The sequence below is a fragment of the Mycobacterium sp. 29Ha genome, from assembly GCF_032883055.1.
In the GTDB taxonomy this organism is placed as follows: domain Bacteria; phylum Actinomycetota; class Actinomycetes; order Mycobacteriales; family Mycobacteriaceae; genus Mycobacterium; species Mycobacterium gallinarum.
On record NZ_JAMQTI010000004.1, the window covers coordinates 48,607 to 62,938 of the forward strand.

The window sequence follows — 14,332 nt, forward strand, 5'->3', positions numbered from 1 at the left end:
TGATCACCCCTACCTAGGAGTTGCACCGATGGGACAGGTCAGCGCGTCCAGCACCGTCGAGATCGCCGCCGCCCCGGAGACCGTCCTGGCGGCCGTCGCCGACTATGCGAACGTGCGCCCCAAGATTCTCTCGCCGCACTACAGCGAATACCGGGTGCTCGAGGGCGGACAGGGCGCGGGCACAGTGGCGTCGTGGAAGCTGCAGGCGACGAAATCACGGGTGCGTGACGTGAAGGCGAGCGTCGACGTGGCAGGTCACACGGTGATCGAGAAGGACGCCAACTCGACGATGATCACGAATTGGACGGTCTCCCCGGCAGGGGAGGGCTCGTCGGTGACCGTCAAGACCTCGTGGAAGGGCGCGGGCGGCATCGGCGGCTTCTTCGAGAAGACGTTCGCGCCGCTGGGCCTGCGGAAAATCCAGGCTGAGGTGCTGGAGAACCTCAAGAAGCAGGTGGAGGGCCGCTAGGCCCGACATTCAGGCCGGAGGGCCGCTAGGCCCGACATTCAGGCCGGAGGGCCGCTAGGCCCGACATTCAGGCCGGAGGGCTAGCTGGAGCCGAGGAAGCCGGCGATCCCGCGCACCACGGCGTCGGCGTACTTCTGCCGTCCCTCGGGCGTCTTCATCAGCGCAGAATCGGCCGGGTTCTTCATGTTGCCGAGCTCGACCAGGACCGATGGGAACTGCGCGAGGTTGAGCCCCGCGATGTCCGACCGCGGATTCAGGCCGCCGGTACCGATGTAAGTGGACGGCACCAGGCCCGATGCCTGCAACTGGTCCTTCATGATCGTGGCCAGCCGCACCGACGGCCCGGCCTGCACGTCGTTGAGCGGTGGGGACGAGTACAGGACGTGGAAGCCGCGACCGCTGGCGGGCCCGCCGTCGGCGTGGATGCTGACGACCGCGTCGGGGCGCAGGGAGTTGGCCATTGCCGCGCGTTCGTCGACGCAGGGACCCGCGCTGGCGTCGTCGCCGCGTGACATCGCAGTACGCACGCCGAGCGCGTTCAGCGCCTGGCGGATGCGCAGCGTGGTCTCCCAGGCGAAGGCATGCTCGGCATAGCCGTCGTCGGTGGACGTGCCGCTGGCCTGGCAATCCTTGGTGCCACCGCGCCCGGTGGGCACCTGGCGGCTGATGGACGAATCGTTGACGGCGTTGTGACCGGGGTCGAGGAAGACGATCTTGCCGGCGATGTTGGCCGGCGCTGCGGATGCGGGGCTGACAAGCGTCGATGCGGCGATGAGGAGTCCGGTCGCCACCGCGGCGCAGGAGCGCAATGTTCGGGTGGCACCGACACGCAGGCGGGGATGCACGGGCGCCACCGTAGCGCTGACCCCGACTAGGCTGAAACCCCAACGCGACGACGCAACCGAGTCGAGACCAATACGCAAGGGGATCGTCATGCAACCCGGCAGTGGTGGCCAGCCCGATATGTCCGCTCTTCTGGCCCAGGCGCAGCAGGTGCAGCAGCAGTTGATGGAGGCTCAGGCTGCGCTGGCCGCGGCCGAGGTCAACGGTCAAGCGGGTGGCGGCCTGGTGCAGGTCACGATGAAGGGCAGTGGTGAGGTGATCGCGGTCCGGATCGACCCCAAGGTCGTCGACCCGCAGGACGTCGAGACGCTGCAGGACCTCGTCGTCGGCGCGATCGCCGATGCGTCCAAGCAGGTCACGATCCTGGCGCACGACCGTCTCGGTCCGTTGGCCGGTGGCATGGGCGACATGGGTCTGCCAGGAATCTGACTTGTTCGAGGGACCGGTCCAGGATCTGATCGACGAGCTCGGCAAGCTGCCGGGCATCGGGCCGAAGAGCGCGCAGCGGATCGCATTCCACCTGCTGTCCGTCGAGCCGCCGCAGATCGACCGGTTGTCCGCGGTGCTGGGACGGATCCGCGACGGGGTCACGTTCTGCGCGGTGTGCGGCAATGTGTCCGACGACGAGCGGTGCCGGATCTGTTCGGATGCCCGCCGCGACGGATCCGTGGTGTGCGTCGTCGAGGAACCCAAGGATGTGCAGGCCGTCGAGCGCACCCGTGAGTTCCGCGGCCGCTATCACGTGCTCGGCGGTGCGCTTGACCCGTTGTCCGGAATCGGGCCGGAACAGCTGCGAATTCGCGAGCTGTTGAACAGGATTGGCGAACGCGTCGACGGCGTGGATATCACCGAGGTGATCATCGCGACCGATCCGAACACCGAAGGCGAGGCCACAGCGACGTATCTCGTGCGGATGCTGCGCGACATCCCGGGTCTCACGGTCACGCGTATCGCGTCGGGGCTCCCGATGGGTGGTGACCTGGAGTTCGCGGATGAGCTGACGCTGGGCCGCGCGCTCGCGGGTCGCCGCGCAATGGCCTAGCTTCGCTTTGCATCTGAGGTGTCACTGGGCCGCGGCAGGATGCAGCCATGGCGGACATCTTCATTGGCAGCGAAGCGATGGCGGCGGGGCGTGTCACTCGCCACGAGTTGAGCCGCTGGTATCGACGGGTCCATCACGGTGTCTACGCACCGAAGGATGCGGCGCGCCGTATGTGGAGCCGACTCATCCCATCGAGCTCGCGGGCGTCAAGATTCGTGCGCAAAAGGGAATGGTGCCGAGGGCCGAGCAGGTGGCGGATGACGAGATCACTCGTCTCGCCGGCTTACCCGTGACGACCCGGGTGCGCACGGCGTTCGATCTCGGTCGGCATCTGGATAGAGCCGAGGCGCTCACCCGGCTGGATGCGCTGATGTGGAACCAGGTCTATTCGATCGCCGAGGTCGTTGGATTGGCAGATGCGCATCCGCGGGCTCACGGCGTCAAGCAGCTGCGTGAGCTGCTTCCACTCGTCGACGGCGGAGCGTCGTCACCGAGGGAGTCGCGTATCCGCCTGTTGTTGATCGACTCAGGATTTCCGCGGCCCGAGACGCAGATCGTCGTGCCCACGGGCTCCTATGCGGTTTTTCTCGACATGGGCTGGCGCGAGTACCAGGTCGCGGTCGAATACGACGGCGATCATCATCGAAAGGACCGCCGCCAGTATGTGAAAGACATCGCGCGGCTGCGCATGCTCGAGGCGCTCGGCTGGATCGTGATCCGGGTGATCGCCGAGGACAAGCCTCAGGACGTGATCGCTCGGGTCGAAGCTGCCCTGGTGAGCCGCGGCTGCCTCATCGAAATCAACGAAATGCAGAGGTTCACTCGTACTTTCGCTGCATAACGTGGAAAGCGATGAATCAGACCCGGCGGGGGGCCGCTAGTCGCTCCTTGCGCAACTGCGCGACCTCGTCGATCTCCAGCGGCGGCAGCTCGCCGACCACGCGCGACAGCAGATGGTCCGCGAGCTGCGGATTGCGGGCCAGGCACGGCCCGTGCAGATACGTCGCGACGACGCTGCCCTGCACCGCGCCGTCGATGCCATCGCCGGCACGGTTGCCCGCCCCGCTGACCACCCGAGCCAACGGGCGCGCTGCGGACCCCAAAACCGTTCCGCCGCGGTGATTCTCGAACCCCGTCAACCGCTCCGTCAGTTCCGGCAGCAGGGGCTGCGACACCACCTCGCCGATCGTCCGGCTGTCCTGCGGCGACGTCGTGACATCGAGCATCCCCACCCCGTCGACGCGCTCGCCCGACGACGTCTCATACCAGTGGCCCAGCACCTGGATCGCCGCGCAGATCGCCAGCACCGGTGCGCCCCGCTCCGCGGCCTGCTGCAAACCGGGGTAACGGATCAAGTGCTTAGTAGCCAGCCGCTGCGCGTAATCCTCGGCTCCGCCGAGGGTGTACAGATCCAGCTCGGCAGGCACCGGGTCTGCGAGGGTGATCTCGACGATCTCCGCATCGAAGCCCCGTAAGCGCAGGCGTTGGCGCAACACCACCGAATTGCCGCCGTCACCATACGTTCCCATCACATCGGGCAGCACCAACCCGATTCGCACCGTCGACTCACCCATGACGCGCCAGGACCCGTTGCAACTGTAGGAACGCGGTGTAGTTGGCGACCACTTCGACATGCCCCGGTGGACACGACGTGATCGCCTCAACAGCGTTGTGCACCAACGTGTGTTCGACACCCGCATAACCGAGGCGCACCGCCAGATCGGTACCGCGCTCTCCTGCGGCCACCACCGGGTGGTTCACGAAATGCTCGAAGTTGACGTCCCACAGCCATGACAGGTCCTCCCCGTCGGGCACCTGACCGTTCACCGAGATCACCACTGAGCCGGCGTCGGTGTCGACCATCGACAACGCCTCCTGCCAGCCCGCCGGATTCTTCGCCAGCAGCATGCGCACCGAATGCTGACCCAGCTGCACCGTGCTGTACCGCCCGGCGACCTCGTCGACACGCGATACCGCCGCAACGGCGGCCGCTGGATCCGCGCCCACCGTCACCGCGGCGGCGACCGCCTGAGTGGCGTTGCCGCGGTTGATGTTCCCCGGGAGCGCCAGCTGCATGGGCAGCGACAGTCCGTCGGGCCCGTGAATGTGCGTGTCATCGTAAGACCACTGCGGCTCTGGCCGTTTGAAATCAGTTCCCGTCGAATACCAGTGGGCGCCGTCGCGCACGATGATCTCACCCGAGCGCGGGCAGCTCACCGAATCGTTGGCCCACCCACCGCCTGCCGCGACCCACACCACATTCGGGCTGTCGTATGCGGCCGACGTCATCAACACGTCGTCGCAATTCGCGACGACGACCGTCAACGGATGACGTGCCAGACCGGCCCGCAGCGTGCGTTCGATGTGATTGATCTCACCGACGCGATCGAGCTGATCTCGTGACAGGTTCAGCAGCACGACCACCGCGGGGTCCAGCGCGTCGGCCACATGCGGGACGTGCATCTCGTCGACTTCGAGTGCGGCCAGCGAGGCGTCCCGCGTGCCGGCGAGTGCTGCGACCAGGCCCGCGTCCATGTTCGCGCCCTCGGCGTTGGTCGCGACCGGCCCCAGCGTTCCCAGCGCCGCCGCGGTCATTCGCGTGGTCGTGGACTTGCCATTGGTGCCGGTGACGATCGTGGTGCGACGGCCCTCGCCGAGCTGGCGCAGGAGCGATCTGTCCAGCGTCATCGCGACCAGGCCGCCGATCATCGCGCCTGCACCACGGCCGGTGACGCGCGACGCCCAGCGCGCGCCGGCGCCCGCCGTCAGCGCTGCACGTCCGCGAATCGTGACCATCCCCGGCAGTCTAGGAGCCGACACGCTGAGTGAGCGCACCGGCGATGTCACCCGTCCGTGCCATCCTCGAATTTGTGAGTCAGTGCTGGGGTCGCCCCGCGACCGACGATGGCGCAGGCTGGGCCGTCGTCGACGTGGAGACCTCGGGTTTCCATCCGGGACACGCTCGTGTCATCAGCATCGCGGCGCTGGCTCTCGGTGACGACGGCAACGTCGAACAGAGCCTCTACACGCTTCTCAATCCGCGGGTCGATCCCGGCCCAACCCATGTCCACGGTTTGACCGCCGAGATGCTCGAAGGCCAGCCGTGCTTCGGCGACATCGTCGGCGATCTGGTCGAGCTGCTGCGTGGCCGCACCCTGGTGGCGCACAACGTGGGGTTCGACTACTCGTTCCTGACCGCTGAGGCCGAGATGGTCGACGCGGTACTGCCCATCGACACCGCGATGTGCACCGTCGAACTCACCCGCCGCCTCGAGTTGGGCACCGAGAACCTGCGGCTGGAGACCCTTGCCGCGCACTGGGGTATCACGCAGCTGAAGCCCCACGACGCGCTCGACGACGCGATGGTGCTCGCGCAGATTCTCAAGCCGGTCCTGGTGCGTGCGCGGGAACGCAAGGTGTGGCTGCCCGTTCGCCCGCTGTCGCGGCGCGAGTGGCCCAACGGCCAGGTGACACACGAGGAGCTGCGGCCGCTGAAGATGATGGCCGCACGGCTGCCATGCCCGTACGTCAACCCGGGCCGGTTCGTCGAGGGCAGGCCGCTGGTTCAGGGGATGCGGGTGGCACTGGCGGCCGAGGTCGAGCGCACTCACGAGGAGCTCGTCGAGCGGATTGTGCATGCCGGGCTGTCCTATACGGACAACGTGGACTCCGAGACCTCCCTCATCATCTGTAACGAGACCCGACCCGAGCAGGGTAAGGGCTTCCAGGCCCGTGAGCTGGGCGTTCCGTTCATCACCGACACTGATTTCCTGAGCCGGCTCGACGCCGTGGTCGGCGGCAGCACCATCGAGGAATTCACCGATGTCACGCTGGCCGGCGACCAGTTCGCGCTCTTCTAGGGCCTAGCGAGTCGCACGGTTGACCGCCGACACCACTGCGCGCAGCGATGCGGTCGTGATGGACGTCGCGATGCCGACACCCCACACGGTCTTGCCGCCGATCGAAGCCTCAACATAGGCCGCGGCCTGGGCTTCCTCACCCGCCGAGAGAGCGTGCTCGGAATAGTCCAGCACGGATACGTCGAACCCGATGGCGCCCAACGCATCCACGAACGCGGCGAGCGGACCGTTGCCCGCGCCGACGATCTCGCGCTCCACGCCGTCGACCTTCACCACCGCCTCGATGGTGTCGGTGCCACCGTCGACCTCGGAGGCGATGACCTTCTGCCGGATGCGTTCGAGCGGCTTGCGCGGGCTCAGGTACTCCTCGGCGAAGACGTCCCACATCTCCTTCGGCGAGACCTCGCCGCCCTCCCCGTCGGTGATCTTCTGAATCGCCTGGGAGAACTCGATCTGCAGTCGCCGGGGCAGGGCCAGACCGTGGTCGGCCTTCATGATGTAGGCGACGCCGCCCTTGCCTGACTGCGAATTCACCCGGATGACAGCCTCATAGGTGCGGCCGACATCGCGCGGATCGATCGGCAGATAGGGAACCTGCCACAGGATGTCATCGACATCGGCGTCCTGCTCGTCGGCCGACACCTTCATGGCATCCAGACCCTTGTTGATCGCGTCCTGATGGCTGCCGGAGAAGGCGGTGTACACGAGATCGCCGCCATACGGGTGGCGTTCGTGCACCGGCAGCTGGTTGCAGTACTCGACCGTGCGACGGATCTCGTCGATGTTCGAGAAGTCGATCTGCGGGTCGATGCCTCGGGAGAACAGGTTCAGGCCCAGTGTGACGAGGCAGACGTTGCCGGTGCGCTCACCGTTGCCGAACAGGCAGCCCTCGATCCGGTCGGCGCCGGCTTGGTAACCCAATTCGGCTGCGGCGACGGCGGTTCCGCGGTCGTTGTGCGGGTGCAGGCTCAGGATGATGGAGTCGCGCGGGGACAGGTGCCTGTTCATCCACTCGATCGAGTCGGCGTACACGTTCGGGGTGGCCATCTCGACGGTCGCGGGCAGGTTCACGATCAGCGGCACGTCGGGGGTGGGCTTGATGATGTCGGCGACGGCGTTGCACACGTCGACGGCGTACTCCAGCTCGGTACCGGTGTAGGACTCCGGGCTGTACTCGTAACGCCAGAGTGTGCCGGGGTACTTCTTGGCCTCCTCGACGCACAGTCTTGCGCCGTCGGTCGCGATCGACTTGACCGCTTCCCGGTCGGCGCGGAACACGACGCGTCGCTGCAGGATCGACGTCGAGTTGTAGAAGTGCACGATCGCCCTTGGCGCACCCTCGCACGCCTCGAAGGTCCGCGTGATCAGCTCGGGCCGGCACTGGGTGAGGACCTGGATGGTGACGTCGTCGGGGATCGCGCCCTCAGCGATGATCTCGCGGACGAAGTCGAAGTCGGTCTGGCTGGCCGACGGGAATCCGACCTCGATCTCCTTGTAGCCCATCCGCACCAGCAGGTCGAACATCCGGCGCTTGCGCTGCGGGCTCATCGGATCGATCAGGGCCTGGTTGCCGTCCCGCAGATCGACGGCACACCACATCGGCGCACGGTCGACGATCTTGTCGGGCCAGGTGCGATCGAACGGAACCGACGCTGTCCCCCCGGTCGGAACTCCGCCGGGCACTTCCTCAGCGAAGGGGCGGTACCGGCCGACGGGCATCGACGAGCCGCGCTGGGTGTTCCAGGCGGGCTGGCCGGGGTTCGGTGGGCCCGACGGCGTGGTCAGGGCACGTACGGACGCGAAGGCGTCAGGAGAATCTGGTGCGGGTCTTGAGAAGGTGGTCACGATATGGCTCCGGGTTGTCTGATGGACTCACGACCGGCGCATCGCAAACACCCGCGACGGGAAGCCGGTCTGATCAGACCCCGTCGCGGCTGCCGAGAAGGAGCACCCGCTGCACGTTGGTCACCATACTCCCCACCCGGCCACGCCACAAAATGCAGGTCGCTGGGACCTAAACCTGGGAATCGGGGAACGCGATCACCGAGAGGAAGCGGATCGGCAGCTCGACCAGATCCACCGGCCCGTGCGCACCTTCGCCGTCGAACTGCAGCGAGTCGCCCGGGTTCAGCCGGTACACCGTGCGGCTGTGGCTGTAATCCATCACCCCTTCGAGCACGAAGATGAACTCGGTACCCGGATGCTGGAACAGGGGATAGGTCTGGCTTTTCGCCGACAGGGTGACGTGCAGACACTCGAGGCGCTTGTGTTCACCGCGTAGCGAGCCCAACAGCTGGTACTCGTGGCCTTCCTTGGTGCCGTTGCGGACGATGCGTGCTCCCGTGCCCGCGCTGACGAATGAGGCAGGACGCTCGACGTCCGCACCCCGGAACAGGCTGGTGACGGGTATGTCGAAACCATTGGCCAACAGCGCCAGCGTGCTCAGGCTGCACGACGTCTGGGCATTCTCGATCTTCGACATCATCGCCTTCGAAATGCCGACCTGAGTGGCCATTTCGGCCACCGTGAGGCCCTGCTGCAGGCGCAGTTGGCGGACGTTGCGCCCGATGGCGGCCTCTAGCTCGAGCTCTGCTACCGGCGCGTGCGGGTCGCGGTCGCGAGCCGTGCCGGACCTGTTGCGGAGCAGCGGGATGTCAGACATGAGTCAGCCGGGAGTCAACGCATCTGTCCGGCACCGGAATACGGATACGGGCTCGTGAGTAGGTCGCCCTCGCTGAACCGGGACAGCCGGAAGTCGCTGTCGGGGATGCGGGGATCGGCGCTGCGGCCGTCAACGACGAGATCGGCGATCAACCGTCCCACCGCTGGTGCGATCTTGAACCCGTGACCGCTGAAGCCGGCGGCGACGACGAGCCCGTCCACCCCCGTCTTGCTGATGACCGGGTTCCAGTCCGGGGTCACGTCGTAGCAGCCGGCGTAGCTGCCGGTGATCGCCGCATCGGTGAAGCGCGGGAATCTCGTTTGAACGCGCTCGACGGTGTCCTCGACGAAGGCCTCGGTGGCGCGGTTGAGGTAGTCGTCGGGATTCGCGTCCTCGACGTCGGACAGATCGCTGTTGCCGAACAGCAGCTCACCGCCGGGTTCCGGGCGAATGTACTGCAGTGACACCAGATCGGAGAACACCGGCACGCTGCCGATCTCGACACCGGGCGCGATGGTCACGAGCTCTTCGCGGATGACGCGAATGGGCACGTCGATGCCGTGCGGCGACAGAAGGGCCGGCGTCCAGACGCCGGTGGCCACCACGACGGTGTCCGCGGAGATCTCCGATCCGTCGGCCAACCGAACACCGGCGACTCTGTCGCCGCCGGTCAGCAATGCGGTGACGTTGGCGCCCTGGAGAATCCGCACCCCGGTCGCGCGCGCCGACGTCGCGAACGCCTGCGCTGTCCGGTACGCGTCGCCGTAGCCGCCGCGTGCCTCCCACGCGAATGCCCCGAACGGCGTGAGGTCCGCGTGCGGCCACAGCCGGGCGACATCGGCGGCGTCGATCTCCTCGGTCTGAACGCCCACTGCTCGCTGCGCGGCAAGGCTCTTACGCAGCGAGTCGGTGTCTGGATCGCCGACTCCGACGACGTAGCCGGTCTGCCGGAATCCGATGTCGGTGCCGAAGATCTCGTCCGACTTCTCGAAGACCTCCAGCCCGACGGTGGCCATCGCCGCCAGCGAGCTGACGCCGTAGTGGCAGCGCACAATGCCGCTGGACTTGCCGGTCATCCCGGCGCCGACGGTACTGCGTTCGGCCACAACGACATTGGTGATGCCCCGTTGTGACAGCGACCAGGCCGCCGCAGCACCCTCGATGCCGCCGCCGACGATCACCACATCCGCGGTGCTCATTTACCCGGAATCCAGTCGGTACCCGCCAACGGGACGCGCGCCATCGCCGCCGCCTCGATCGTGACCGCCACCAGATCCTCCGGTTCCAGATGGCACACGTGGGACTTGCCGCATGCACGCGCAATGGTCTGGGCCTCCATGGTGAGCACCCGCAGGTAGTTGGCCAGGCGCCGACCACCCTCGACGGGGTCGAACCGCGATGCAAGCTCCGGATCCTGGGTGCTGATCCCCGCCGGGTCGGTGCCGTCCTGGAAGTCGTCAAAGAACCCCGCGGCGCTGCCGAGCTTTTCGTAGTCGGCGGAGTAGCGAGGGTGGTTGTCGCCCAACGCGATCAACGCGGCGGTGCCGATCGCGACCGCGTCGGCTCCCAGGGCAAGTGCTTTGGCCACGTCGGCGCCGGTGCGGATGCCGCCCGATACGATCAACTGCACTCTTCGATGAACCCCGAGCTCCTGCAGCGCCTGCACCGCTTGCGGGACCGCCGCCAGCGTCGGGACTCCGACGTGCTCGATGAAGACTTCCTGAGTCGCCGCCGTACCACCCTGCATGCCGTCCACCACGACGACGTCCGCTCCCGCGTGCACCGCGAGTTTCACGTCGTAATAGGTGCGGGTGGCACCGACCTTCACATAAATCGGCTTCTCCCAGTCGGTGATCTCCCGCAGCTCGTTGATTTTGATCGTCAGATCATCGGGACCGGTCCAATCGGGATGGCGGCACGCCGAGCGTTGGTCGACGCCCTCGGGCAGGGTGCGCATGGCCGCGACGCGCGGCGAGATCTTCTGTCCGAGCAGCATGCCGCCGCCGCCGGGCTTGGCGCCCTGCCCGAGAACGACCTCGATCGCGTCGGCCTTGCGAAGGTCGTCGGGGTTCATGCCGTAGCGGGATGGAAGATATTGGTAGACGAGGAATTTGCTCTGTGTCCGCTCCTCGGGAGTCATCCCGCCGTCGCCGGTCGTCGTGGAGGTGCCGACCTCGCTGGCGCCGCGCCCGAGCGCCTCCTTCGCCGGACCGGACAGTGCGCCGAAGGACATGCCCGCGATGGTGATCGGAATGTCGAGGTGCAGTGGGAACTTGGCGCAGCGGTCGCCGAGCACGACGTCGGTGTCACACCGTTCGCGGTAGCCCTCCAGTGGATAGCGCGACATCGACGCGCCGAGGAACAGCAGGTCGTCGAAATGCGGTAGCGGGCGTTTGGCGCCCCAGCCGCGGATGTCGTAGATGCCGGTCTCGGCGGCGCGGTGGATGGCGGCGATCGTGGACCTGTCGAACGTCGCGGATTCGCGAAGGCCCAGTCGGGCGCGCTCGTCAGCGGTGTAGCTCATCAGTAGGCCGTCGCGTTGTCGACGTGGAAGTGATACAGCGAGCGCGCCGAACCGTAGCGGGTGTAGGCGGCGGTATCGTCTTCGAAGCCCGCCGCTGACAGGAGAGATTCAAGCTCTGCGTGGTGTTCGGAACGCATCTCTTTGGCGACGCAGTCGGCGCCCAGCGATGCGACGTCGCCGCGGACGTAGATGCGTGCCTCGTAGATCGAGTCGCCGAGCGCCTCGCCGGCGTCTCCGCGGACGACGAGCCTGCCCGCCTGCGCCATGAAGGCGCTCATGTGTCCGACGTCGCCGCCCACCACGATGTCAACTCCTTTCATCGAAATACCGCACCGGGCAGCGGCTTTGCCCTCGATGACCAACAGGCCGCCATGTGCGGTGGCACCGGCGGATTGGGATGCGCTGCCCTTGACCCATACGGTGCCGCTCATCATGTTCTCGGCGACGCCGGTGCCCGCGTTGCCGTCGATCGTGACGTGCGCCTGCTGATTCATGCCTGCGGCGTAGTAGCCGACGTGGCCCTCGATCTGCACCCGTATCGGCGCGTCCAGGCCGACCGCGACGTTGTGTGCGCCGTCGGGATGGGCGATGACGTAGTCACCCGACAAGCCGGGGGCGTGCAGCGCGGCGTTGATCTCGCGCAGCGGGGTGGTGGCCAGGTCATATGCGATCAGCGTCTCCATGCGTAGACCACTTCCGGCTCGGGCTCCCAGATCTTGGCCGTTTCCACACCGGGAAGACCTGCCAGAGCGCGGTATTCGCTGCTCATGGCGACCCAGTCATCGGTTTCGGCGATGACAGCGGGCTTACACGCGATGGCGTCGCGGACCACGGCGAACGAGTCCCTGTTGGACACCAGCAGTGTGTAGAAGCCGTCGAACACCGCGCAGAGCTCCTTCAGCGCCCCCTCGACGTCTCGGCCGTTGGCCAGCTGATCGGCGATGAAACGCGCGCCCACCTCGGTGTCGTTGTCGCTGTCGAATGACACTCCCGCTGAACGCAACTCGCGGCGGATGGTGGCGTGGTTGGCGAATGATCCGTTGTGCACCATGCACTGTTCGGGGCCCACCGCGTACGGATGGCACCCTGCGGGTGTCACCGCCGACTCGGTTGCCATCCTGGTGTGCCCGACGCCCTGCCAGCCTTGCGCCTTGGCGAGCCCCCAGCGTTCGGTGAGTGCCCGCGGATGGCCGACGCCTTTGAGCACCGTGAGGTCGGCGCCGAATCCGGCGACCAGAGCGTCGGGATACGCCGACTTGGCGGCGGCCAAGATGTCCTCTGAGGAGGTCTGTGCGGTAAGGAGATACGTCTCGTCGAGCTGTGTGACCGAAACGCCGAGCGTCTCGGCGACCTCGTCCGGGCTCGCGTCGACCTCGAGCAGTGACACGCAGCCGTGACCGGGCGGTGACCACGTCGGATCTCCGTACACCGCAACGCCGGCAGAGTCGCTACCTCGATCGCCCATCTCGCACAACATGCCGGTGACCAGTTCGCCGAGTTGGGGATGCAGGTCGGGGTGGCGCAGGTGCAGGCCCACAATGCCGCACATCGGAAATCCTTTCGCTCAGAACGCGGTGAGGTAGTGGTCGATTTCCCACGGTGTCACGGCGCTGTGGTAGGCGAAGAACTCGTCACGCTTGATGCTCGCGAAGTAGGAGGCCACCCCGTCGCCGGCAGCGTCGAGCACACCGGTGATCACCGGGTCGCTCTCGAGTTCGTCGACAGCGTGCAACAGTGTGGGCGGCAGCGCCGAACGACCTTGGGAGCCAACACCACCGGGATCGGTGCTGCGCTTGATGCCGTCGATACCCGCACCGAGAGCGGCCGCGATCGCCAGGTAGGGATTCGCCGAACCGTCGCCACCGCGCAGCTCGACACGCTGGTCGTCGGGCACCCGGATGTAATGCGTGCGGTCGTTGCCGCCGTAGCTGGGGGTGTTGGGTGACCACGCGGCTCCGGATGCCGTCGAGGTCGCCCGGGTCCGCTTGTAAGAGTTGACTGTTGGTGCGACGACAGCCTGCAGCGCGCAGGCGTGTTCGAGGATGCCGCCGATGAACGAGTAGGCGGTATCCGACAGGCCGAGCCCCCGCTCGTCGGGGATGCCCGCACCGGCGGGGAATACCGGAGTGCCGCCGGTGGTCAGCGAAAGATGCAGGTGCAGACCACTTCCCGTGCGGTCGGCGAACGGTTTTGGCATGAAGGTGGCCACCATGCCCCGCTCGGCGGCGATCATCGACAGCAGATAACGCAGCGTGACGACACGGTCGGCGGTGGTCAGCGCGTCGGCGAACTGGAAGTTCTGCTCGAACTGGCCGTTGCCGTCTTCGTGGTCGTTGGCGTAGTTGAACCAGCCGAGGCTGTTCATCGCCGTCGAGATCGCGGTGAGGTGGTCGTACATCCGGGTGACGCCGCGTGCGTCGTAACAGGGTTGGGCGGCGGTGTCGGCGGTGTCGGCGGTGGACAGTGCGCCGTCGGCGTCGCGACGCAACAGGAAGTATTCGACTTCCGCGCCGACCCACGGCTCGAAGCCTGCGTCGGACGCCTGCGCGATCATCGCCTTGAGAATGACGCGCGGCGCGAAGGACCACGGTTCGCCGTTGACATGTGGGTCGCAGTGCACGATCGCCAGTCCCTCCTTGAGGAACGGGATCGGCGTGAACGATTCGGGATCCGGAATGGCCATCAGGTCAGGGTCTTTGGGCTCCTGGCCCATGGCGCCGACGGCGTACCCGGCGAATCCCACGCCCTCGGTGGCGAGCAGGTCGACGGCTTCGACCGGCACCAGCTTGGCGCACGGCTTGCCGCGCAGGTCGATGAACAACGCGAGAATGAATTTCGTCCCGGATGCCTCGGCGAGCGACGCCAGATCGTTGGACATTGTGCGGAAACCCTGTCTCTTGTAAGGAAACACGACACCTATGAGTCGACCGGC

14 protein-coding genes and 1 pseudogene are annotated in these 14,332 nt (G+C 66.7%); 5 read left to right on the forward strand and 10 right to left on the reverse strand.

Features of this window, described 5'->3' with window-relative positions; genetic code table 11:
- Window positions 1–28: 28 nt before the first annotated feature.
- The gene (locus M1248_RS06480; protein WP_163731939.1) at window positions 29–469 is read left to right on the forward strand and encodes an SRPBCC family protein; all 441 of its coding nucleotides are present in this window, start codon (window positions 29–31) and stop codon (window positions 467–469) included.
- A gap of 80 nt (window positions 470–549) precedes the next feature.
- Here M1248_RS06480 and M1248_RS06485 read toward each other — a convergent pair whose 3' ends face one another.
- Window positions 550–1,314, reverse strand: coding sequence for an Rv3717 family N-acetylmuramoyl-L-alanine amidase (locus M1248_RS06485; RefSeq protein WP_174262120.1), 765 nt, complete (start codon window positions 1,312–1,314; stop codon window positions 550–552).
- Between the two features lie 88 nt (window positions 1,315–1,402).
- On the opposite strand from M1248_RS06485, the gene M1248_RS06490 reads away from it, so the two are divergent.
- The 3 genes and pseudogenes from M1248_RS06490 (at window position 1,403) to M1248_RS06500 (ending at window position 3,195) form a co-directional block, all read left to right on the forward strand.
- The gene (locus M1248_RS06490; protein ID WP_163731936.1) at window positions 1,403–1,741 is read left to right on the forward strand and encodes a YbaB/EbfC family nucleoid-associated protein; all 339 of its coding nucleotides are present in this window, start codon (window positions 1,403–1,405) and stop codon (window positions 1,739–1,741) included.
- 1 nt (window position 1,742) lies between these two features.
- Window positions 1,743–2,354, forward strand: a complete 612-nt coding sequence (gene recR, locus M1248_RS06495) for a recombination mediator RecR (RefSeq protein ID WP_163731933.1) — start codon at window positions 1,743–1,745, stop codon at window positions 2,352–2,354.
- A gap of 47 nt (window positions 2,355–2,401) precedes the next feature.
- Window positions 2,402–3,195: pseudogene (locus tag M1248_RS06500) on the forward strand (endonuclease domain-containing protein).
- A 16-nt stretch (window positions 3,196–3,211) separates the two neighbouring features.
- On the opposite strand, the gene M1248_RS06505 reads toward M1248_RS06500, so the two are convergent.
- Complete coding sequence (locus M1248_RS06505; RefSeq protein ID WP_317147896.1) at window positions 3,212–3,928, reverse strand: type 1 glutamine amidotransferase; 717 nt, start codon at window positions 3,926–3,928, stop codon at window positions 3,212–3,214.
- Complete coding sequence (locus M1248_RS06510; RefSeq protein WP_317147897.1) at window positions 3,921–5,150, reverse strand: Mur ligase family protein; 1,230 nt, start codon at window positions 5,148–5,150, stop codon at window positions 3,921–3,923. The genes M1248_RS06505 and M1248_RS06510 overlap by 8 nt, the downstream gene beginning before the upstream one ends.
- A gap of 44 nt (window positions 5,151–5,194) precedes the next feature.
- Between M1248_RS06510 and M1248_RS06515 the strand changes: the two genes are divergently transcribed.
- A complete protein-coding gene (locus M1248_RS06515) occupies window positions 5,195–6,214 on the forward strand; it encodes a DEDDh family exonuclease (RefSeq protein ID WP_163690770.1) in 1,020 nt (339 codons plus the stop codon).
- A 3-nt stretch (window positions 6,215–6,217) separates the two neighbouring features.
- On the opposite strand, the gene leuA is transcribed toward M1248_RS06515, so the two are convergent.
- The 7 genes from leuA to glnT form a co-directional block, all read right to left on the reverse strand.
- Entirely contained in the window at window positions 6,218–8,059 is a 1,842-nt protein-coding gene (gene leuA, locus M1248_RS06520) for a 2-isopropylmalate synthase (protein WP_333891279.1), read from the reverse strand.
- Between the two features lie 169 nt (window positions 8,060–8,228).
- Window positions 8,229–8,876, reverse strand: coding sequence for a helix-turn-helix domain-containing protein (locus M1248_RS06525; protein ID WP_083126319.1), 648 nt, complete (start codon window positions 8,874–8,876; stop codon window positions 8,229–8,231).
- 14 nt (window positions 8,877–8,890) lie between these two features.
- Entirely contained in the window at window positions 8,891–10,075 is a 1,185-nt protein-coding gene (locus M1248_RS06530; protein ID WP_317147898.1) for an FAD-binding oxidoreductase, read from the reverse strand.
- Window positions 10,072–11,400, reverse strand: coding sequence for an FMN-binding glutamate synthase family protein (locus M1248_RS06535; protein WP_317147899.1), 1,329 nt, complete (start codon window positions 11,398–11,400; stop codon window positions 10,072–10,074). The genes M1248_RS06530 and M1248_RS06535 overlap by 4 nt, the downstream gene beginning before the upstream one ends.
- Window positions 11,400–12,083, reverse strand: a complete 684-nt coding sequence (locus M1248_RS06540) for a protein glxC (RefSeq protein ID WP_317147900.1) — start codon at window positions 12,081–12,083, stop codon at window positions 11,400–11,402. The genes M1248_RS06535 and M1248_RS06540 overlap by 1 nt, the downstream gene beginning before the upstream one ends.
- Entirely contained in the window at window positions 12,071–12,949 is an 879-nt protein-coding gene (locus M1248_RS06545) for a glutamine amidotransferase (protein ID WP_317147901.1), read from the reverse strand. The genes M1248_RS06540 and M1248_RS06545 overlap by 13 nt, the downstream gene beginning before the upstream one ends.
- Window positions 12,950–12,964: 15 nt before the next feature.
- On the reverse strand, window positions 12,965–14,278 hold the full coding sequence (gene glnT / locus M1248_RS06550) for a type III glutamate--ammonia ligase (protein ID WP_317147902.1): 1,314 nt from the start codon (window positions 14,276–14,278) through the stop codon (window positions 12,965–12,967).
- Window positions 14,279–14,332: the final 54 nt, after the last annotated feature.